Source organism: Priestia sp. FSL H7-0729 (assembly GCF_038005685.1).
GTDB lineage: Bacteria > Bacillota > Bacilli > Paenibacillales > Paenibacillaceae > Paenibacillus.
Genome location: NZ_JBBOTQ010000001.1, coordinates 545,885 through 566,167, shown reverse-complemented (window position 1 = coordinate 566,167; position 20,283 = coordinate 545,885). Strand labels below are relative to the sequence as shown.

The 20,283-nt window shown below is 42.8% G+C and carries 18 protein-coding genes; 12 read left to right on the top strand and 6 right to left on the bottom strand.

Features of this window, described 5'->3' with window-relative positions; translation table 11 throughout:
* Window positions 1-10 precede the first annotated feature (10 nt).
* Both MHH93_RS02470 and MHH93_RS02465 read left to right on the top strand, forming a co-directional pair.
* A complete protein-coding gene (locus tag MHH93_RS02470) occupies window positions 11-1,639 on the top strand; it encodes a glycoside hydrolase family 13 protein (protein WP_500052630.1) in 1,629 nt (542 codons plus the stop codon).
* A 59-nt stretch (window positions 1,640-1,698) separates the two neighbouring features.
* Window positions 1,699-3,366, top strand: a complete 1,668-nt coding sequence (locus MHH93_RS02465; RefSeq protein ID WP_500052629.1) for a glycoside hydrolase family 13 protein — start codon at window positions 1,699-1,701, stop codon at window positions 3,364-3,366.
* A gap of 102 nt (window positions 3,367-3,468) precedes the next feature.
* On the opposite strand, the gene MHH93_RS02460 is transcribed toward MHH93_RS02465, so the two are convergent.
* The 3 genes from MHH93_RS02460 to MHH93_RS02450 form a co-directional block, all read right to left on the bottom strand.
* Window positions 3,469-3,750, bottom strand: a complete 282-nt coding sequence (locus tag MHH93_RS02460; RefSeq protein ID WP_253436160.1) for a GNAT family N-acetyltransferase — start codon at window positions 3,748-3,750, stop codon at window positions 3,469-3,471.
* Window positions 3,743-3,994 (bottom strand): (4Fe-4S)-binding protein, encoded by a 252-nt coding sequence (locus MHH93_RS02455; RefSeq protein ID WP_500052628.1) that lies wholly within the window; start codon window positions 3,992-3,994, stop codon window positions 3,743-3,745. Before MHH93_RS02455 ends, MHH93_RS02460 begins: the two co-directional genes overlap by 8 nt.
* A 192-nt stretch (window positions 3,995-4,186) precedes the next feature.
* Window positions 4,187-5,980: a methyl-accepting chemotaxis protein gene (locus MHH93_RS02450; RefSeq protein WP_500052627.1), complete on the bottom strand. Its 1,794-nt coding sequence runs from the start codon at window positions 5,978-5,980 to the stop codon at window positions 4,187-4,189.
* A 276-nt stretch (window positions 5,981-6,256) separates the two neighbouring features.
* Here MHH93_RS02450 and MHH93_RS02445 point away from each other — a divergent pair, with 276 nt between their 5' ends.
* Window positions 6,257-7,996: an ABC-F family ATP-binding cassette domain-containing protein gene (locus tag MHH93_RS02445; RefSeq protein WP_500052626.1), complete on the top strand. Its 1,740-nt coding sequence runs from the start codon at window positions 6,257-6,259 to the stop codon at window positions 7,994-7,996.
* A gap of 70 nt (window positions 7,997-8,066) precedes the next feature.
* Here MHH93_RS02445 and MHH93_RS02440 read toward each other — a convergent pair whose 3' ends face one another.
* Window positions 8,067-8,462, bottom strand: coding sequence for a collagen-like protein (locus tag MHH93_RS02440; RefSeq protein WP_500052625.1), 396 nt, complete (start codon window positions 8,460-8,462; stop codon window positions 8,067-8,069).
* 513 nt (window positions 8,463-8,975) lie between these two features.
* Between MHH93_RS02440 and MHH93_RS02435 the strand changes: the two genes are divergently transcribed.
* The gene (locus MHH93_RS02435; protein WP_500052624.1) at window positions 8,976-9,233 is read left to right on the top strand and encodes a hypothetical protein; all 258 of its coding nucleotides are present in this window, start codon (window positions 8,976-8,978) and stop codon (window positions 9,231-9,233) included.
* A gap of 249 nt (window positions 9,234-9,482) precedes the next feature.
* Window positions 9,483-10,283, top strand: coding sequence for a Cof-type HAD-IIB family hydrolase (locus MHH93_RS02430; RefSeq protein WP_500052623.1), 801 nt, complete (start codon window positions 9,483-9,485; stop codon window positions 10,281-10,283).
* 81 nt (window positions 10,284-10,364) lie between these two features.
* Here MHH93_RS02430 and MHH93_RS02425 read toward each other — a convergent pair whose 3' ends face one another.
* The gene (locus MHH93_RS02425; protein ID WP_500052622.1) at window positions 10,365-11,261 is read right to left on the bottom strand and encodes an AraC family transcriptional regulator; all 897 of its coding nucleotides are present in this window, start codon (window positions 11,259-11,261) and stop codon (window positions 10,365-10,367) included.
* 123 nt (window positions 11,262-11,384) lie between these two features.
* Between MHH93_RS02425 and MHH93_RS02420 the strand changes: the two genes are divergently transcribed.
* Together MHH93_RS02420 and MHH93_RS02415 are read left to right on the top strand one after the other, a co-directional pair.
* A complete protein-coding gene (locus MHH93_RS02420) occupies window positions 11,385-12,782 on the top strand; it encodes an MATE family efflux transporter (protein ID WP_500052621.1) in 1,398 nt (465 codons plus the stop codon).
* A gap of 13 nt (window positions 12,783-12,795) precedes the next feature.
* Window positions 12,796-13,425 carry a sugar O-acetyltransferase gene (locus MHH93_RS02415; protein ID WP_500052620.1) on the top strand — a complete coding sequence of 210 codons (630 nt, stop codon included), beginning with the start codon at window positions 12,796-12,798 and terminating at the stop codon, window positions 13,423-13,425.
* A 329-nt stretch (window positions 13,426-13,754) separates the two neighbouring features.
* Here MHH93_RS02415 and MHH93_RS02410 read toward each other — a convergent pair whose 3' ends face one another.
* On the bottom strand, window positions 13,755-15,320 hold the full coding sequence (locus MHH93_RS02410; RefSeq protein ID WP_500052619.1) for an FAD-dependent monooxygenase: 1,566 nt from the start codon (window positions 15,318-15,320) through the stop codon (window positions 13,755-13,757).
* 129 nt (window positions 15,321-15,449) lie between these two features.
* Here MHH93_RS02410 and MHH93_RS02405 point away from each other — a divergent pair, with 129 nt between their 5' ends.
* The 5 genes from MHH93_RS02405 (at window position 15,450) to MHH93_RS02385 (ending at window position 20,146) form a co-directional block, all read left to right on the top strand.
* Complete coding sequence (locus MHH93_RS02405; RefSeq protein ID WP_500052618.1) at window positions 15,450-16,109, top strand: TetR/AcrR family transcriptional regulator; 660 nt, start codon at window positions 15,450-15,452, stop codon at window positions 16,107-16,109.
* A 20-nt stretch (window positions 16,110-16,129) separates the two neighbouring features.
* Entirely contained in the window at window positions 16,130-16,891 is a 762-nt protein-coding gene (locus MHH93_RS02400; RefSeq protein ID WP_500052617.1) for a pentapeptide repeat-containing protein, read from the top strand.
* 300 nt (window positions 16,892-17,191) lie between these two features.
* Window positions 17,192-17,938, top strand: a complete 747-nt coding sequence (locus MHH93_RS02395) for an ABC transporter ATP-binding protein (protein ID WP_500052616.1) — start codon at window positions 17,192-17,194, stop codon at window positions 17,936-17,938.
* Window positions 17,922-19,550 (top strand): hypothetical protein, encoded by a 1,629-nt coding sequence (locus MHH93_RS02390; RefSeq protein WP_500052615.1) that lies wholly within the window; start codon window positions 17,922-17,924, stop codon window positions 19,548-19,550. Before MHH93_RS02395 ends, MHH93_RS02390 begins: the two co-directional genes overlap by 17 nt.
* Before the next feature lie 32 nt (window positions 19,551-19,582).
* Window positions 19,583-20,146, top strand: a complete 564-nt coding sequence (locus MHH93_RS02385; RefSeq protein ID WP_500052614.1) for a GNAT family N-acetyltransferase — start codon at window positions 19,583-19,585, stop codon at window positions 20,144-20,146.
* Window positions 20,147-20,283: the final 137 nt, after the last annotated feature.

Below are 20,283 nucleotides of genomic sequence, written 5' to 3'. Positions count from 1 at the left end.
TGAATGGAACATGGAAAATAAAAAATGGTGGAAAGAAACCGTTGTGTATCAAATATATCCACGGAGCTTTCAAGATAGTAACGGGGATGGCATCGGCGACTTGAAGGGCATTGTATCCCGATTGGATTATTTGCAAGAACTCGGCATTGGTGCGATCTGGTTATCACCTGTTTGCAAGTCTCCTCAGGATGATTACGGTTATGATATTTCAGATTATCAGGATATCGATCCGATGTTTGGTTCTTTGGAAGATATGGAAACGTTAATTCTTGAAGCGAAGAAACGAGATATTCGGATCATCATGGATCTGGTGTTGAACCATACATCTGATGAACACCCCTGGTTTCAAGAAGCCAAAAAAGGCAAAGACAATCCGTACCATGACTACTACGTCTGGAGAGATGGTGTTGAAGGAACACCTCCGAACGACTTGGGGTCCACCTTCGGTGGTTCAGCCTGGGAATGGGTGCCTGAGATCGGACAATATTATTTGCATTTATTCTCTGTTAAACAGCCGGATCTCAACTGGGAAAACCCCAAAGTCCGGCAGGAGATATACAATATGATCAATTGGTGGATCGACAAGGGTGTTGGTGGTTTCCGACTTGACGTTATCGACTTAATTGGCAAAGAACCAGATGCAAAGATTACGGGCAACGGACCAAATCTGCATAAATATATCAGGGAACTAAGCAAGGAGACGTTCCAAAACGCGGAAGACCTTCTGACCGTAGGCGAGACATGGGGCGCCACTCCGGAAATTGCCAAACTGTACAGCAATCCAGACGGTAGTGAGTTTTCAATGGTCTTCCAATTTGAACACATCAGCCTGGATGAACAAGAAGGCAAAGGAAAGTGGGCTCTTAAACCTTTGGATGTGTTGGAATTGAAAAAAGTGCTGTCCAAATGGCAGACGGAGCTGGGGGGCGAAGCCTGGAACAGTTTGTTCTGGAACAACCACGATCTGCCCCGAATTGTCTCTCGTTGGGGGAACGATGGCGAATTCAGGATCGAATCGGCTAAAATGTTGGCTACCCTTCTTCATGGCATGCAAGGCACACCTTATATTTATCAGGGTGAAGAATTGGGTATGACGAATGTACAATATGCGATTGAGGATTATCGAGATATTGAATTGCTGAACTTTTATAAGGAAAGAATGGGGAAAGGTTATCCTGAAAGCAGCGTGATGGAGTCGATCTACGCCAAGGGACGTGATAATGCACGCACACCTATGCAATGGGACACTTCCGATAACGCAGGTTTTACACAAGGGGAACCTTGGATTAAGGTGAATCCGAATTACAAGCATATCCATGCGGAAGAAAGTTTGAATAACCCTGAATCCATATTCCATTATTACCGGAAGTTAATTCAATTACGTAAAGATCATGAAGTCATCGTATATGGTGATTATGAGCTGATCTTTCCAGAAAACCCGGACGTGTTTGCCTATACCCGTACGTTGGATGGTACTATAATTCTTGTGGTATGCAATTTCCAGGGGAATACGATCGAACTTCCGCTTCAGGAACATTTAACAGCTTCCAATCAGCTATTGATATCCAATTATACAGGTGAGCACTCAGAGAGCATATTACGACCATATGAAGCAAGAATGTACCTTATTCATAATTAAGGCATTACACGTAATACGTTATGTCATGTTCAGTTCTCAAGAAAGAAGGATTATAGTCAATGAAAAGAGTATGGTGGAAAGAAGCAGTAGCCTATCAAATCTATCCGAGAAGTTTTATGGATTCCAACGGAGACGGGGTTGGTGACATCAAGGGGATCATATCGAAACTGGATTATATCCAAGATCTCGGTATTGATCTGATATGGGTCTGCCCGATGTATAAATCACCCAACGATGATAATGGTTATGACATCAGTGATTACTGTTCCATTATGGATGAGTTCGGCACGATGGCAGACTTTAATCAATTACTGCATGAAGTGCATCATCGCGGCATGAAACTCATTATGGACTTGGTGATTAATCATACAAGTGACGAACACCCATGGTTTATCGAATCCAGAGCTTCGCTGGATAACCCTAAACGAGACTGGTACATCTGGAGAGATGGGAAGAACGGTGAGGAACCAAATAACTGGGAGAGCATCTTTGGCGGTTCTGCCTGGGAATATGATGAAGTCTCCGGACAGTACTATCTCCATCTGTTCTCCAAAAAACAACCGGATTTGAATTGGGCTAATAAAGATGTTCGTAAATCAATATATGAAATGATGAATTGGTGGCTGGATAAAGGGATTGATGGGTTCCGTGTTGATGCCATTAGCCATATTCACAAAGAAGAGGGCTTGTTGGATATGCCATTCAAGGAAGGCTTTAAATACATCTCTTCTTTTGAAAAACATATGAATGTGAAGGGAATCCAGAGTTATCTGCAAGAAATGAAAGAGAATACATTGTCCAGATATGACGTCGTGGCTGTTGGGGAAGCGAACGGAGTAAAGGTAGAGGACCAGGAAGATCTGCTGGATTGGATCTGTGAAGTCAGAGGGAAATTTAATATGGTCTTCCAATTCGAACATCTTGATCTTTGGAAAAACAGCACGGACAGAGAACTGGATATCCCCAAATTGAAAACCGTCTTGACCAAGTGGCAAAAATCACTGGAAAACGTCGGCTGGAATGCTTTGTTTATTGAGAATCATGATCAGCCCCGCAAAGTTTCATCTTGGGGAAATGACAGTGCATATTGGTATGAAAGTGCCACTGCGCTTGGCGCCATGTACTTTTTCATGCAAGGTACGCCTTTCATATATCAAGGGCAAGAAATAGGCATGACCAACGTGGCTTACCCCTCTATAGAAGATTATAACGACATAGCCGATCGGAATATGTATCAGATCAAACGTGAAGAAGGGATGTCGCATGAGGAGATCATGAACATCATCTGGGCTTCAAGTCGTGACAATTCCAGAACGCCGATGCAGTGGTCTTCGGCCAAACAGGCCGGGTTTACTAGCGGTACGCCATGGCTGAAGGTGAATGACAATTACGTCCATATTAATGTAGAGAAACAACTCCAGGAACCAGGTTCCATCCTTCACTTTTATAAACAAATGATTCAGCTGCGAAAAGAGCATGATACGCTGACTTATGGTATTTATGAGCTTCTTATGCCGGATCATCCGAGTGTATATGCCTATACACGTACACTCGCAGACCAACAGGTGCTGGTTGTCATCAATCTAACCGAACATATCGTGGAGCTTGAGGAAGATGAGCTTAACCTCAACTTCTCAGAGATCTGGCTTACCAACTATAAGGATGGCATGCTGCCTCTAGTGTTGCGACCGTTCGAAACCATTGTTGGTTTAAGCGATAAGGAATAAGCAGAAAACGTAAAAAGGCGTCTATATCATGGTCTGAATGATATAGACGCCTTTATTGTTGTGTAACCCTATAAAAATCAACTGCGAATATTAGCCCTAGTATTATTGATGAAGAACATCCGCGTATTCAGAGATGCGCTCGAAACGTCCCTTGGCAAAAGGGCATAAAGGTAAAATTTTAATTCCGTTTTCCCGCGCGTATTCCACCATAGCTTTGATGAGCTCATCGCCAAGCCCTTGTCCTCGGTATGCATTTTCGACCAATGTGTGATCAATAATGTACAGCTCTGGACTTGAGATTACATACGTCATCACTGCAGCAATGTCGCCGTTATCTTGAATAAGAAATCTTTTGTTGGCGACTTCATGTTCTACATTATGCATGTTCATCCTCTTTCTTTGTTGAGTATTCATCTTTCAGAAGCTTGTACGTCAATGCTCCGCTTGGACATGTGTCAATATGCCGGGCAATGGCATCTGAAGTGTCACCATCAGGATCAACCCAGGGACGCTTGCTTAAATCAAAAACAGCAGGAAGGCCCTTTACGCAAATCCCGGAATGAATGCAGACATCCGAATTAAACATGACCTCGATATCTTTACCGTAGTATACCTTTTGTTTACTCATAGTTACTCACATCTTTCACGGTTGAGTTTTGTTTACAGATCTATAGTTCAGTCTTACCTGGCAAGCAGTATCTGCTTGGCTTTCGATGTCCGAATTATAAATGAGGAATCGTTAATTAGTCAACGTGACAAATCTCCTAATAATTTGGTGTAGCTGTATGCATTCGTCTTGTTCGCAAAAGAATTTCAGTTCTCAATCAGTGATGGAATCACCCTTAATGAGATCGGGAACTAATTTAGCGGCTTCGATCTGAAATTGATCGGAATAGGATTTGAGGTTGCCAGCAAGGCCGGCGAGCTGCCCGGAGATGTTCGACAGTTCACTCGCCGATCGCTGCTGCTCCACAGCACTGGCGGTGACTTCTTCAGCCATGGCCGAAGTTTCCTCCGTTGCAGAAGCAATATAGCTTAGGTGCTGTTCCACTTCCTGACGAATAGAATGCATATCCATCGTACGGTTTTCCAAACGCTGAGCAAGCTCGTGCACTTCAGTCGATAAAAGGCTAACCTGTCTGAAGGCCTGAAGGCATTCAGCGATCTGTTCTTCCTGTTCCTTAACCGCCACCATATTCGCTTCAAAATGACTGCCCATCCGGTGAATTTCTTGAACAAATGAACCCAGGATTACATCAATCTCCTGGATCGAACGTTCGGACTGCTGAGCGAGCTGTCCCATTTCACCAGCAACGACCGCAAATCCTTTACCTGCTTCGCCAGCACGGGCTGCCTCAATTGAAGCATTCAGCGATAGAATCTGGGTTTGTTTCAGGATATTGTGAATTTGACCGCTAATAGAGGATGCGAGTTCCGATTGAGTGGTTAGAGACCTGGAAATTTCCTGCTGATGCTCAACCCGCTTGGCATTCTCCCGGCCTTTCTCAAGCAGAACTTCATGTTCACGTGTAACTTGTACTTGTACGGCAGACAGCTGCTCTGAAGTATGGGTAAACTGTTGCACATAAGAACCTACTTCATCCATGATTATGCCGAGATTCTCCGAATGTTGGACGGAATGTTCAGTTTCTTCTGCCTGTTTCATGGAGCCTATAGCAATTTCCTCGATTGCTCTGGAGAGTTCTTCCGTCTGACGTTGGTTCGTCTGAGCCGTTTCCGCAATATTGGCCGAGGACTGCTGGAGCGTATTCGAACCTTGTTGTATTCCCATCAGTATGTTCGTCAATTGCGCAACCATGACATTAATCAAATCACTGATGTCACCGAGCTGATCGTTGGTCATATGTGCGGATACAACTTTGAGATTCCCATCCGCGACCTGTTCCAGACTTGACTTAATATCGCGTACTTGTCTGAGAATGCCTCTTACCACCAATAGCATCATGACCAGTGATAGAATCAGTACAACCACAAAAATTGGAATAATGGTCCGATACGCATTATTCACCGATTCAGCAGACACTTGATTTACTGCTGCAGCCGAAATATCAATGCCCAGATAGCCAATAATCGTACCTTGCGAATCCTTGATTGGTGTAAAGGAGGAAAGAAGCTGTCCCCAGGTTGGATCATCCACAATGCCTGTAGTAACGACTTCACCGCTTAACAAACGTTCCTGAATCTGGGCATTGAATTCCATTGCCGTCCCATAAGCGCTATATTCCGTGTCATCCCAATCCGCTCCATCTACCGTGTAAATCCACCCGTCTGACGTTTTGTTATACATATATACATAGAGGGCCCCCGATTGAAGCCGGACTTTAACGAGTTCGTCTCTAAGACTTTTGTATTCATCGCTTTCCTCTGAAGCCGTGGAGGATAATGTCTTGATTGATTCCGATTCCTGGCCTAGCAGGGAGGCGGTGTTTACTGCTAACTGCTGATTCTTATGCTGCATGGTCATTACAGATGCATTTTTACTGGAGTCAATGGTTGTCCACATGATGAGGCCGCCCATGGCCAGTAATGGAACCAATATGATTAAATACAGTTTAAACCTTAAATCCATCTTTTTTTTGAGAGTCTTTCTCACGTTGTGTTCCCCCTTGGATGTAATAAAGCAATATGGTTTATATGTAAAACCCCATACTATTTATCGTAACATTGAAGGGGGAAATGAAGACTGATTCTAAATTTGTATATACATATAGTTTGGAAGGGACTTGCTAAAGAAACTTTTCTAATTTTTGAGTGAGGGTAAGGACTACAAATGGATTGTACTTGGTGGTAATCAGTGTTACTCTAAAAGTCTGTGTTCGACAAATTATTTAATATACTCACCATTTTAGTTATAAAGAAAGGTAACACTATGATAAAAGTTGATAACTTAAGCTTCTCGTTTCCGCAAAAAGAACTATATCAAGACATTTCATTTACGCTTGAAGAGGCGCAACATTGCGCTTTTATAGGAACCAGTGGCAGTGGGAAAAGTACACTGATCGATATATTGATGGATCCGGAAAGATATTTGTTTGATGGCAAGTTAGAGATAGACCCCGATTGCAAAATCGGATATGTGAGTCAGTTCTCCCAAGTCGACAGCACAAAAGAAATGACCGTTTTTGAATATATCGGAGAAGAATTCATCAAGATACAGGATGAACTCACTGCCCTCTATGCGGAAATGGCAACTACATCGGATATGGATTCGCTGCTGGAAAAGGTTCAATTGGCTTTGGATGCCTTTGAGGCAATGGATGGGGATAATTTCGAAAACACCATTAATAAACAGCTAAACCTGGCCGACCTCATGAAGATAAAAGACCTTGATCTATCCGAATTAAGCGGCGGGGAATTCAAACTTATTCAAGTGATGAAAGAAATGCTGAATCGTCCCGACTTAATGATCATGGACGAACCCGATGTGTTTTTAGACTTTGAAAACCTGAATGCACTTAAAAAATTGATTAATTCCCACAAGGGAATGCTTCTCGTTGTTACGCACAACCGCTATCTATTGAATCATTGTTTCAATAAAATAATACACCTTGAAAACACAGAGATTCAAGAGTTTGACGGGCGATACATCGACTACAACTTCTCGCTGCTTCAGACAAAGATCGAGCTGCAAGAAATCGCGGTTGCTGAAGCTGAAGAAATTGAGAGATACGATCATATCATCGACAATCTTAGAGAGATCGCCACGTATAATTCGGAAGCCTCCCGAGGGAGAGCATTAAAAGCCAGAGTCAGGTTTCAAGAGAGATTGGAAGCACGTCGAATAAAAGAGCCCTTTGTTGATATCAAACAGCCGAATATCCGTTTTGGTATCGATAAGGAAATGGAAGACAACGTTGTGGTTAACGTCAATAACTACAGCGTTTCCTTTGATGAGTTGCTTTTGGAAAATGTGAACTTTGAGATCAAATCGACAGATAAAGTAGCCCTGATCGGTCCAAACGGTACCGGGAAAACGACTTTACTTCGAGAAATCTTCCAAAATAATCAGGACTCCATCCAAATAAATGCTGATGCTACAATGGCTTATTTATCCCAGTTTCAAGGCGAAATGCTCAAGGATTCGAATACCATACTAAATGACTTTATTGATGCTGGGTTTCAAACGTATGATGAGATTAGATCGCATCTTGTGGACTATGGCTTCGAAGGAGAAATCCTTGATCAAAAAATAGAGTCTTTATCTGGCGGAGAAAAAAACATGCTTCAATTGGCTAAAGTTGCTGCCAGTCAAGCGAGCGTGTTGCTTCTGGATGAACCGACAAGCCATTTAGACATCTATAGCCAAATCGCATTGGAGAAAGCTATTGAGGACTATAAAGGTGCGATTCTCATGATTTCTCATGATTTCTACTCTGTTGTGAATGGTATGGATTATGTTCTAATAATTAAGGACAAAACAATTAGTAAAATGAGTATAGAAGAATTTAGAGAGATGATTTATACGAGTCATTTTGATGAAAACTACCTGGAAGCGGAACAAAAGAAAAAGTCTGTTGAAATGAAAATCGAATTGGCTTTGAAAGATACTAATTTTGAACTTGCAAAAAGTTTGGTTGATGAACTGGAAAAACTGATTAAGTTGCTTTAGACAAGCTGAATTAGTCCAAAAATCCAAATCCCCCTGTATGCGGACTGATCCGTATACAGGGGGATTACTTCTAGAAACAGCTAAACGAGCTGATTCGCTGCAGATCAATACCGGTATATAGCCAGAAAAAGCCATTCCAGCGGAAGCCAGCCACCGAATTTCTACCTACAAATACGGGGTACATCCAGAAGCCGGGACCACGATCCGGCCAAATATATGTGTAGCGAAACAGACAGCCAGAGATGGCTCTTGGATCTACTGCAAACAACGAAGCGGGTTGCTGTGGAATGAATGATGGCGGCGGACCACTAGGTGCCTGCACGCCTTGTGGTCCGCCGCCGCCCCCACCTCCGGGGAACGATGGCGGACCAGGCATTCCACCAGGTCCTCCGGGTCCTCCGGGTCCTCCGGGACCCCAAGGTCCGCCAAATCCTCCGCCAGGTCCAAAAGGAGGTAAAAATGTCATATCACATCACTCCTGTTCATTAGTCTAATGTATTGTATGTAGGCAATTGAACAGGGGAATGGGTGAGAGCCCAGATTTTATATTTGAACACATGGTGAAGGAGCATCCTATTGTTTCTACAACCGAGCGGAAAATGGTAAAATGAATGTAATCTAAGCAAAGACATGGAAAGGGACTAAACTGTCATTGACCCCTACATACATTCAGAGGTTCAGCTTTCGGGCGAATATATTCATTGCTAAGCTTGTACGATATTTGGAGGAAGAAGGTGCACAGTAGTGAGTAAAATCCATGAATTTCTAACGTGGGCTGAAACCAACGGTTGGACAATCAGCTCCAAAACAGATCGTGATTTAAATTTAGATCTGGATGTGAGGATCAGATACAACAACATTCCTGATCAATATTTAGATTTGTTACGTGTTGTAAAACAATGTATTTCACCTAGTGAGCAGACATGGTTCCTGTGTGAAGATGAATATAATCACAGCGCAGATACGGAATTTCGATGGAATGAATTTGAATTACTCAGCTTGGAAGCAGCAGCTGGAGATGATCAATGGTCATCAGAGATTAAGACGTGGTGGGATCATTACCTGCCAATCGTCATCTGTACATGAAGGATATTCGTTCTACGCGATTGATCTGTTTAACGAGATAGGTTCAATTGTGCATGGAGAAGAACCTGAATTTGAAGAACTCACCAAAGTCGCAGACCATTTAGATGATTTTTTGCAACGTATTATGACCAATTCAATCGTTCTAGAATGAGCGGATAGACTGCAATCATCTTTTGTGGCGGCGATGTTATTCATGTTAAATTCAAAATAAATGTTGACATGAAACCAGTTACATACCTTAATCTTGAATTGTAGAGAGAGATCACACAATCTTAAATGCAAGTCACGATAGTTCTCTTTTTTTAAACACTTATTAAATATACATTATAAAGTGTATAAATAAAGATGTGGTCTCAATTCAAAAGACAAATAGGACATACTAAAATATGGAGGCATTAAGATGATTAAACTGGTAGTCACTGATTTAGATGGAACGTTCCTCAACAACAAAGGTTCGTATGATGTCGAACTCTTCAAAAAAGTGTACGCAGAGATGCAGCAAAAAGGAGTCACCTTTGTCGCATGTACCGGGAAACAATGTGAACGCGTAGAGAAACTGTTTGATGAGCATGGAAAAGGCGTTTGGATCCTGGGTGATAGTGCTGCTCGAATTAAAAAAGATGGTGAAGTTGTCAAAGAGTTCAGCATGAATAAGGATCTCGCCTTGAAGGCAATTCATCGAATTCAGGATTTCGACAACACGATGACTCTTATCGTATGTGCAAGCGATGCTGCTTACGTTCATTCTTCCATTTCGGAAGAAATGTATGAAGTCGTGAAGGGCTCTTATGAACGTGTAATCAAAACAGATTCCTTTGAAACGATCGAGAGTCATTTTATCAAAATTACGGTCTTTGATACGGAAGGACGCAGTACAGCATTAAGAGCACATGTGGAGGGTACAATGATCGGACAGATTTACATTGTTGACTCCGAGGCTAAATGGCTGGATATAACAGCATTACACACACATAAAGGAGAGACTGTTAAGAAGCTGCAAGACATGCTCGGTGTCACTTATGAGGAGACGATGTCATTCGGTGACGGTGAGAATGATGTGGAGCTCATGGCCATTGCCAAATATAGTTTTGCAGTAAGTAATGCTTGTGATAATACGAAAAAAGCAGCAAATTTCATCACGAAATCCAACGAAGAGAATGGCGTTCTTCTAACGGTTCAAAAAATACTGGATTTGCAGTAATACTTGTCTATTAAGAGGTATTGCATATTCGAATCGATAGGGCAATCATAAGATTGCCTTATTTTCATTGGATAATAAACGTTATTTGGAGTCCGATTCGTTGTACGTTACTTGTTTACGATAGTGCTGTGGAACTACACCCATCTGTTTACGGAAAATGGAGGTGAAATAACTTGAGCTTTGAAAACCGCAGGCAAGTGCAATTTCACTTATGGATCTTCGTGTTTCTTTTAACATTTCACAGCTTTTCTGAACTCGATACTGCGTGACATAGTTGTTCGGCGATTGGCCTACATATTTGTTAAACAACTTACAACAACGGCTTCTGCAAACAGCTCCGGCAGATGCGATCTCCTCAAGCGTTATCTTCTGATCATAGTTATGGTGAATGAATTGAGTCATTTCCTGAACATGCGTTAGTATGCCAGGCTGACCGGAAACGGGCTTTAACTGATCGCCAATTGTAGCACACAGTGACAACGCTTGGGATACCAAACGAAGTGGATTGGGAGGCGTATGTTCCCTATGCATTTCCCCATAGAGTTCCTGAATGGACTGTACGATGTTTTGTTGCCAGGTTATCTGCTCCGTGAGCACAACAAAATCAGCCATGTTGGAACTGAATTTCTCCTCCCAGTACGTCTGAAGATACGACGTTTTCTCACCAAGGATAGACGGATGGATAACGACCACCAGGAACGAACAATCGTTGTGATCCGCAACAGCGAAACCATAATGCAAACGTTGGCTGTTCACAAATAGTCCATCTCCTTGATGCAATCGAGTGATAACTCCATTAACAGAGAAATTCATCGATCCCTTTAATATATAGATAAACTCCAGATCCACATGCCAATGTGCAACTGCTGCATGATTACTAAATTGATGAAGACTTCCTTTACGGACATACAGGGGTAAGTCAGGAAGATTATAATCCAACCGTTCTGATAAATCAGAGAACACTTCTAAATCTGTCATTGAGAATCCCCTCTTTACACAAATGTACACGATATTAACAAAAGTATAGCCAATAGTGATGGAAACAACAATTAAAGTATCCTATTCTTATATTATCGAAAACAACGGAGAGGAAAGATAGAGGTGAGAAAACGCATGCAACTTCAAGGTTTCGGCAAACGAGACTTTAATCGAGAGTTAATATCGCTTGTGATCCCCATTGCATTACAGAATCTAATATCAGCAACGGTAATATCTGTTGATGTCATTATGCTGGGTATGATGAGCCAATCGGCAATGGCGGCCGTATCGCTCGCAGGACAAGTCACCTTCACATTAACATTATTTTATATGGGGTTGTCAGCCGGGGCGAGTATCCTCACTGCTCAGTACTGGGGAAAGAAGGATACAGTAACCATACAGCGCATTCTAAGTATCGCCTGTGTATGCTCCCTATGCATATCGATCCTGTTTTTCTTGTCTTCCTTTCTGTTTCCAGAAGCACTAATGCACTTGTTCACCAATGATCCTGAATTGATTCAATATGGTTCAAGGTTCTTACAGTTCAATTCCTTTTCTTACCTCTTCATGGGATTATCGCAGATGTATCTGAGTGTGATTCGAAGTATGGAAAATGCAAAACTCAGTGCTTGGATCAGTTCTTTATGCTTGGTTTTGAACATTATATTTAATGCCATTTGCATTTTTGTACTATTTCCGTCCAACCCGGAACTTGCGATTGCGGCAGTTGCTCTTGCCACGGTATTGGCACGTGTAATAGAACTGGCATGTTGTGTGATTCATTCCTATACTAAGGGATCTATTCGCTTTCGTTTACCGGTACGTGACAGTATGCAGCGTAATTTATTGAAGGATTTCCTGAGATATACTCTGCCTGTGCAGGGGAATTATATCGTATGGGGAGGAGCACTTACTGCTACAGCTGCCATTATAGGCCATGTGAACTCCGATATGGTAGCGGCGAACTCGATCGCATCTGTAGTCAAAAACTTGGCGGTTATTCTCTGTGGTGGCATAGCTACCGGGGGCTCTGTACTGGTTGGAAAGTATCTTGGACAGGGGGAAATGGAGAAAGCAAAGTATGCGGGTAACCATATGTGTTATTATGCTTTCATTTTTGGAGTCATTGCAGGCTGTACCATTTTGCTTATTAAACCTTTGGTTTACTCCATCGTCAATCTGAGTCCAGTTGCTCAAAGCTATCTGGATGGCATGTTATACATTAGTGCATATTACTGTATTGCAAAGTCGTTTAACTCCACAACGATAGCAGGTATATTCCCGGCTGGTGGAGATGCGAAGTTCGGATTATGGTGCGACATGGTTGTCATGTGGTTTATTATTCTTCCACTTAGTTACCTGTGCGCTTTTGTCTGGCAAGTGTCTCCCATTTTCTTGTACGTCATCATCAGCTTAGACGAGTTAATCAAACTGCCTATTGCTTTGGTGCGATACCGTCAATATAAGTGGCTGAACAACTTAACTAGAAACTTTAAGAAACCTGATCTTAACCAGGGATAAAGGAGAAGAGTATATGAATATTCAAGAACGAATGGCAAGCAAACAATTATTTACGGATGATGATGCGAATTACCCGAAAGAAGCTGAGGCATTAGCCAAGGCACGCCAGCGAGGTAAGGCACTATGCTATGAAATCAATAATTTGCATCCAGATGAGGTAGAGAAGCGCAAAGCCTTAATGAAACAACTTTTTGGTAGTATAGGGGAAAATGTATGGATGGAACCTCCGCTCCGCATGTCATATGGATCAACTACGACCGTAGGAAATAATGTATATATCAATTTTAATCTAACTGTGGTGGATGACTATAAAGTAACCATTGGGAATGATGTCATGTTTGGCCCAAATGTAACGATTGCTGTAACGAGTCATCCTGTACACCCTGAGAAGCGTAAAGAAGGCGGGATGTTTGCATTACCAGTTGTGATTGAAGATGGAGCGTGGATTGGGAGCGGAGCGATTATTCTACCAGGAGTCACAATTGGAGAGGGCAGTGTTATTGGTGCCGGCAGTGTTGTAACCAAGGATGTGCCTGCAAACGTAATCGCTGTTGGCAATCCATGCAGAGTTCTTCGTGAGATTACGGAACAGGATCGAGAGTTCTACTATAAAGACATGCGTTTTGATCAGGTTGAATGGTAAAAGAAGTGACTTTCACCTTCTAGAAAGGAGTTTGTCTGTGACTATGACTATCATATATGCTGTTCTTACATTATTAGCTCTGTTTTTTGTCATTAGAGCCATTGTTCATTCCCGCAGAACCCACTTCATAGCTAGTAAAATGAATAGAAAGTTTGAACATTACTATGATGAAGATAACTATCATAACGATATTTCTTCTGATGGAATAAAGTTAAACGATATAGGTGGTTCATGAATCAAAATTCGCGCCGTTGATTTAACGGCTTTTTTTTATCGGAATATGTTCTTGTCTCCAACCGAAGACAAGACTCATATTCCGATTGGGCAGATCAGTTTGCGCGATAGATGGAATTCAAGTAATTCGAAATCAATGTGGGTTCATCCATGGATGTACGCAGTGCGATGTAACCGTCGGGACGAATCAATATGAGTTCTTCACTTGCTACATCGTAAATTCGATAGGCATTGCCTGCTGCGTCTATTATGCCTTCCGCTCCCACTACGTTGGATGGCAGGATATGGTGCACATGGAGTTCATCGTTAGTGAAGTTATTCAGCGAAGGATGGGTGTGGTCTGCAAATACCAAAAGCGTCCAGTGAGGGCCACGCAATAGGTCAAAGATACTTCCAGCAAAGCCGGTGCCTTGCAGGCCTGTAGCATTAGGAGCACGATCCCCAGGACATAAACAGGCAGCATGTGTCAGTGCAGACGGACGGATTATAGAACTAGACCGATAGGAAATCAGAAGACCGCTCGTCAGATCGTCGGATATGGTGCTCAAAGATTGGGACAATCCACCGCCTTCAGTCGCCGTTCCTATGACCACTCCCATCTTCTTCGTGCTGTCTTCAAGCACGGCTTGAGCCACTGGGCGACGCTCCTCATCGTAAGTGTCGAGTAAGGTAGTATCCGCTCCCCGTAGCACAGCCGCCAGTTTCCAGCCAAGGTTGTACGCATCCTGCATCCCCGTATTCATGCCTTGTCCGCCGGCTGGTGAATGAACATGAGCAGCATCGCCGGCAAGAAATACCCGGTCATTGCGGTAACGTTCAACCATCCGAATGTTGACCCGGTAAATGGAGAGCCAGGAAGCATCCGTGAACTGAACACGTCCGGCCCCGGCCCTGCGGTCAAACATCGCTTGATATGCTTCCAGCGACGGCTGCTCTGGTTCATCGATATCTTCCGGAATTGTAGCCTGCAGCTGCCAAATATCGGATTTCGGCAGCGGTGTCACTCCGACCATTCCCTCTGAAGATGTCCAGATATGGATATGGTCACGATCTAATCCTTCCAATCGTACATCGCCAAGATACCAGCGCTCATGATCATGTGTTTCTCCAACCAGCGGTAAGTGAATAAACTTCCGGATATTGCTTTTTCCCCCGTCAGCGCCGACGACATAACGAGCACGAATGTGTTCTTCTCCTTGTGGGGAATTCACGGTCACCGTTACACCATCCACATCCTGAACCAGCCCCACAGCTTCCATGCCTAACTCAACTTGACCGCCAAGCTCTGCATATTGATCGCGCAATGCTTTTTCCACATCAAATTGAGCAATCCAGACCGGATCACGATAGGGCGTTTCAAGTTCGGCGCTGGCTGCAACAGTAATCGTCGGCTTCTCCACACTTGTGCCATCTGCGGTATAATAACGAACAGGCAAATCTACAACACCAGTGTCAGTGATGTAGTGAACAGCGTCCAAATCATCGACAACTTCAAGCGAGCGAGGCTGGATTGCTTTCGCGCGAGAGGCAACGTTATATACGGAGCTTCGTTCAATAATCCGATGGTCAACGTTTCGACGGGCAAGATCGCAGGCAAGTGTAAGCCCTGTGGGTCCGGCCCCAACAATGAGAACATCAACAAAAGACCGCTTGGTATTCATGGTAGAATCCTCCTTGATCATTGATTTAATATGCTACATTTGCTATACTACACCGTGCAGTGTAGTTTGTAAACAAAGCTTTAACTCTAGTTGATTTCAGATCGAATACATGTAGGGGGCATCATAAGAATGGATATGACGGAAAAAAAGAAAATCCGCAAAGGCTCTGCTGACAAACGAGCCAAAATTATAGTGGCAGCACGAGAACTGTTTCTTGCAGATGGATTTGAACGGTCCAGCGTCGATGCGGTCGCAGCTCAAGCGGGAGTCTCCAAACGGACAGTGTATGATTACTATGGCGACAAGCAGAACCTACTGCTTGCCGTTGTGGAAGAATCCAGTTTGGCCGTTCTTGAGATGATTGAGCAAGGGATTACAGACCATCTCTTGGAATTCCAGGATCTGCAGCAGGCCCTCATCTTATTCTGTGAACAAATTGTAGCTTCCGCGAACGGTTCGGCCGACTACATGGCTTTGATCCGGCTGGTTATGGTGGAAGAAGCCAACCTGCCAGACTCGTTATTTGAAAGGCTGGATAACGCAACAGAAGAGGGGATCATGAGGCGATTTACAGAGTTGGGTCAAAAGGGATTAATCGATGTGCCAGATCCTAAAATGGCTACCAAACACTTCGCTGCATTAACGATTCTATTGGTGTTTAATCAACCTAGAAGAACAGGGAGTGTGGATGTCGAACAAACGAGACATATTATCACTGAGGGTGTACGCGTCTTTCTTTCCGCTTATGCACATTCAAAGAATCAGCCTCAGGCAGATGACATATTCTGAAGAAAAGTAGGGGAATTGGGATGAGAAGACTTGAGTCTGGTGTGTCAGTAGACGACGAATTATTTTCTGATATTGTCAGGTACGAGCACGAAACGATAAATAGAACGACCATAACCAACTCGAATGTAGGCTCACCTATATTTTGGAACTGCAACCTGCATCATCTTGTATTTGATAGCTGCGATCTTTCGAATGCGAGATTTTTTGCCGGTAGTACGATTGATCATTGTACATTTATTCGTTCCGACTTACGCTCAGTAGGTATTGCCAAAGACGAAGCTGTTTTCACCAATTGCGAATTTACCTCGTGCGATATGAGAGGCATGACACTGGAGAATGCTACCTTTATCGACTGTACTTTTGTTCAATGTAGATTCAATGACCGGATTTTACAAGCGGCAAATATCGTCAATTGTTCATTTGCCGGCAAGCTAGTCGATATTACGTTTGAGGGACACAGCAGACAAAAGCTAATCGCCAATTTTGAAAACTGCATTCTTGACGGTGTTCGTTTTGTGGGCTGTGACCTGACGCAATGTATTCCTCCAAAATCCAAAAACCATCTCTATGTTGAACAGGTATCCGCACGTGTGAAAAATGCTTTGAAGAAGATCGACGTTGACACGAATCTATCCGAAGAGGATCGAAAAATGCTGGTACGCAGTCTGCGCAAGCTTGAGCATATGGAACAATATATTTTTAACATGAATTATATGAAGAAAATATATGGTGATGTTTTTGTTGAACGATTCTTCAGTAGTCTGGAATGTACCACTGCGTAAAAACTACATATCGAGGGACAAAAACATGATTCCATTTAAGCCGCTAATAGCGGCTTTTTTTAATTGATCGGCACACGTTCTTGTCCTGAATATGTTACATACCAGCACGCAGAAAAAGCGAAACAAAGGGATTATATCATTCAAAATAGAATATTTATAAGAGGAATTGTCTAATTTACCCACATTAGTTATATAGACCGAAAAAGGCGATTCTCAAAATACCGAAAGGATTGATATGTATGAAAACTAAACAACTTTCAAATAGGTTTGAAAACGGGAACAACATGGAGGAGAAAATATATGAAATTGGTACTTCAGAATTTAAGGAAGCGTTTTGGTAACCAACAAGTATTAACAGATCTGAATTTTCAATTTGAAAAGGGGAAGATTTATGGTCTTCTCGGACGAAATGGTGCTGGTAAAACAACATTATTTAATTGTTTAGGAGGCGAGATTCAGGCGGATAATGGCACAATGAAACTAGTGGACGAATCCACATCGCGTGACTTAGAGATGGATGATGTTGGATACGTGTATTCCATGCCAATGTTACCGGAATTTCTGACAGGATATGAGTTTATACGTTTTTTCATTGATGTTAATTCCGAAGTGATTGAAGGGCGAGGAGACGATATGGACGCCCTTTTTGATATGATGCACATTACACACGACGATCGGCATAAACTCATTAAGCACTATTCACACGGGATGAAAAACAAAGTGCAAATGCTGTTATTTTTACTTACTAAACCCACTGTGATCTTATTGGATGAACCTCTAACCTCGTTTGATGTTATTGTTGCGAGCGAGATGAAACAATTGCTACGAGATATGAAAAAGGATCATGTACTCATTTTCTCAACTCATATATTACAATTGGCAACCGATCTGTGTGATGAATTAGTTATTCTGAATGGTGGCCGTTTGACGCAGATTTCGCCAGAAATTCTCACGCAACCTGATTTTGAAGAGAAGATTATTGCCTTATTACAAGTCGATAACGAACAGGGTGCCCAGAAGGAGAATGCCGATGCAGGAAATGTTTAGTACGATTTCTCGCATGCGGCAGCTGCAGGTTATCACACTCGTAAACCGCATCATCTATTTCATGCAGAAGATACCCGTTGTTGGCCGTGTCTTCAGTGAACAGACCTATGCTGCTTTTCGGACGAAACGCATAATTGGTGCATTCGCAGTGGTTCTGATGCTTGTCGGCGGGTTGTTAGAAAGTGTGCTCTATTTCGGGGGAATGCTTGCATTGCCCATACTCTTATGGACAGAGGGTTCTAACACTACAGAGCGGTTCGCTCTTCTTCTTCACATGTATTTTTGCATTAGTGGAGTGATGGCCGGGATGACTAGTGCAAAAGTATTGGAATCAAACAAAATGAAGTATACTGCTGTCCGAATTATGCGAATAGCTCCTACCAAATTTATGCGAGCTGAGCTGTTTTATCGGTACACTACATTCTTTTTGTATCAAGGAATTGCATTGACGTTGGTTTCATTGTTTTTTAATTTCTCCATTTTTCATGCGCTTCTGGCCGTTGGAGTCATGACAATTTGGCGCCTGCTAAGTGAATGGATACATTTGGCCGTTTTTCGATCGAAAAGAACGATCCTAGTACAGAAAACAGGGGTTATGGGCTTGGTCATGTTACTCACATTGACAGCTGCGTACCTACCATTGACATCACTGAGTATTCCTCTTTTCGGATCGGTGATATTGGAGCAACGGTGGCTTGTCACACTAATAGCGTTATCTGGGACTGCCGCTGGATATAACTTACTAAAACATACGGATTTCACAGCAGCCGTACGCGCAGTAACGAACCAAGCTGATCCATTGTTGAATACGGAAATCATGATGGCTAATCTTCAACAACAGATGGTACAGGCAAAAGATAATGATTATGGCAAAGATTCCTTGTCCAACCTACATGTTCGCGGGCAAACTTCATTAGGTAAAAAGGGATACGAACAAATGCATAACCTCCTGGTTAGTAGGTACAATCATCTCATCCAGGTGCCGTTTCGCAGACGTTTAGTAGCTATTATAATTATCGGCTTATTCCTATCTTTCTTGGCATTCATTTTCCGTGATCATGTCTCTCTAAACGCAGTGGAACGATATGCGCCTATACTTATCATGGCTATGCTAAGTCTGACAATCGGACGAGAGGTTTGTAAGGGGCTATTTCTCCATTGTGATATGCAACTTATGCGCTATTCATTTTATCGCAAGCATGCGAAGCAACATTTTCGTTTAAGGTTTAGGAGCTTGTTAGTCTTGAATCTAAAATTAGGTGTGTGTTTAGCAACTGTACTGAGTGTGCCTTTACTTGTTTTGTCTGAAGGAAGGGTTCTAAGTACATTGCTTCCCATCTGGGTGATGACGATGGCACTGTCTGTATTCTTCTCAGTACATCATCTATTGGTATACTATGTGTTCCAGCCCTACACAACAGAGCTGAACACAAATAATCCGCTTTTTACATTCGTGAACAGTCTGATTTCATTAGGCTTTGTTACGGCGATGTTTGTAGGCCCTGCACTATGGATACTTACTGTTGTCTTCATGGTGTTAACTGTAGCATATCTGTTCAGCGCTGTACCTCTTGTAAGCAAATACGCTCCAACCAATTTTAGAGTAAAATAATAAAATGTGAGGGAGCAGATGGGGGTAATAAAATGCTGGAATTAGAGTTTACGACGATAGAGGCGTGGGATGAAGCATTGTGGGCACGGATGGAGCGAATCTATCATGAAGCTTTTCCGAGCGGCGCCAAGACAAAAGCGATTCTTCGCAGTATGCTGGATCGGCGCATTGGTTATTTACACACGGGCGTGCAACATGGAGAAGTGATCGCAATGGCTGTTACTGGACTGGTGGGGAAGGGTGCAGACCGCATCCTGATTATCGATTACCTTGCGATTGAACAGAAGCTGCGCGGTTCGGGAGTAGGAACCTGGATGCTGAAGCAACTCAGAGACTGGGCGTTAAGGGAACATCAGATCAGAGGCATAATCATCGAGGCGGAGTCCGGGACAACAGAGGCTCATCAGGAACGCATTCAGTTTTGGCAACACAACGGGTTTGTCCTAACCTCCTATGTTCATCAATATCGAATGGTACCTGAACCATATCAGGCGATGACGCTGCCACTGGATGGAAGCATGCAGGTGTTTGATGAGGGTGAGCAACTATTTCGTTATATCCAAGATTTTCATAAGGTGGCTTACCGGAAGAGTTAATCTATCAGCAAAAACCTTTTACAATCATTGTCAATACGCTATAATACAATCACCAGGTGGATTAACCCACAAAAAAAGTGAAATATTGTAATTCACTTGTGAAGCTGCATTATAACTCATTGGTTTATGAACAATAT

Bases quoted from the DNA above. Each gene is read 5' to 3' on its own strand.
- MHH93_RS02470 (WP_500052630.1), top strand. From the start codon at position 11: ATGGAAAATAAAAAATGGTGGAAAGAAACCGTTGTGTATCAAATATAT.
- MHH93_RS02445 (WP_500052626.1), top strand. From the start codon at position 6,257: ATGATAAAAGTTGATAACTTAAGCTTCTCGTTTCCGCAAAAAGAACTA.
- MHH93_RS02435 (WP_500052624.1), top strand. From the start codon at position 8,976: ATGAATTTGAATTACTCAGCTTGGAAGCAGCAGCTGGAGATGATCAAT.
- MHH93_RS02390 (WP_500052615.1), top strand. From the start codon at position 17,922: ATGCAGGAAATGTTTAGTACGATTTCTCGCATGCGGCAGCTGCAGGTT.
- MHH93_RS02410 (WP_500052619.1), bottom strand. From the start codon at position 15,320: ATGAATACCAAGCGGTCTTTTGTTGATGTTCTCATTGTTGGGGCCGGA.
- MHH93_RS02440 (WP_500052625.1), bottom strand. From the start codon at position 8,462: ATGACATTTTTACCTCCTTTTGGACCTGGCGGAGGATTTGGCGGACCT.
- MHH93_RS02430 (WP_500052623.1), top strand. From the start codon at position 9,483: ATGATTAAACTGGTAGTCACTGATTTAGATGGAACGTTCCTCAACAAC.
- MHH93_RS02385 (WP_500052614.1), top strand. From the start codon at position 19,583: ATGCTGGAATTAGAGTTTACGACGATAGAGGCGTGGGATGAAGCATTG.
- MHH93_RS02400 (WP_500052617.1), top strand. From the start codon at position 16,130: ATGAGAAGACTTGAGTCTGGTGTGTCAGTAGACGACGAATTATTTTCT.
- MHH93_RS02460 (WP_253436160.1), bottom strand. From the start codon at position 3,750: ATGCATAATGTAGAACATGAAGTCGCCAACAAAAGATTTCTTATTCAA.
- MHH93_RS02455 (WP_500052628.1), bottom strand. From the start codon at position 3,994: ATGAGTAAACAAAAGGTATACTACGGTAAAGATATCGAGGTCATGTTT.
- MHH93_RS02425 (WP_500052622.1), bottom strand. From the start codon at position 11,261: ATGACAGATTTAGAAGTGTTCTCTGATTTATCAGAACGGTTGGATTAT.
- MHH93_RS02405 (WP_500052618.1), top strand. From the start codon at position 15,450: ATGGATATGACGGAAAAAAAGAAAATCCGCAAAGGCTCTGCTGACAAA.
- MHH93_RS02415 (WP_500052620.1), top strand. From the start codon at position 12,796: ATGAATATTCAAGAACGAATGGCAAGCAAACAATTATTTACGGATGAT.
- MHH93_RS02395 (WP_500052616.1), top strand. From the start codon at position 17,192: ATGAAATTGGTACTTCAGAATTTAAGGAAGCGTTTTGGTAACCAACAA.
- MHH93_RS02465 (WP_500052629.1), top strand. From the start codon at position 1,699: ATGAAAAGAGTATGGTGGAAAGAAGCAGTAGCCTATCAAATCTATCCG.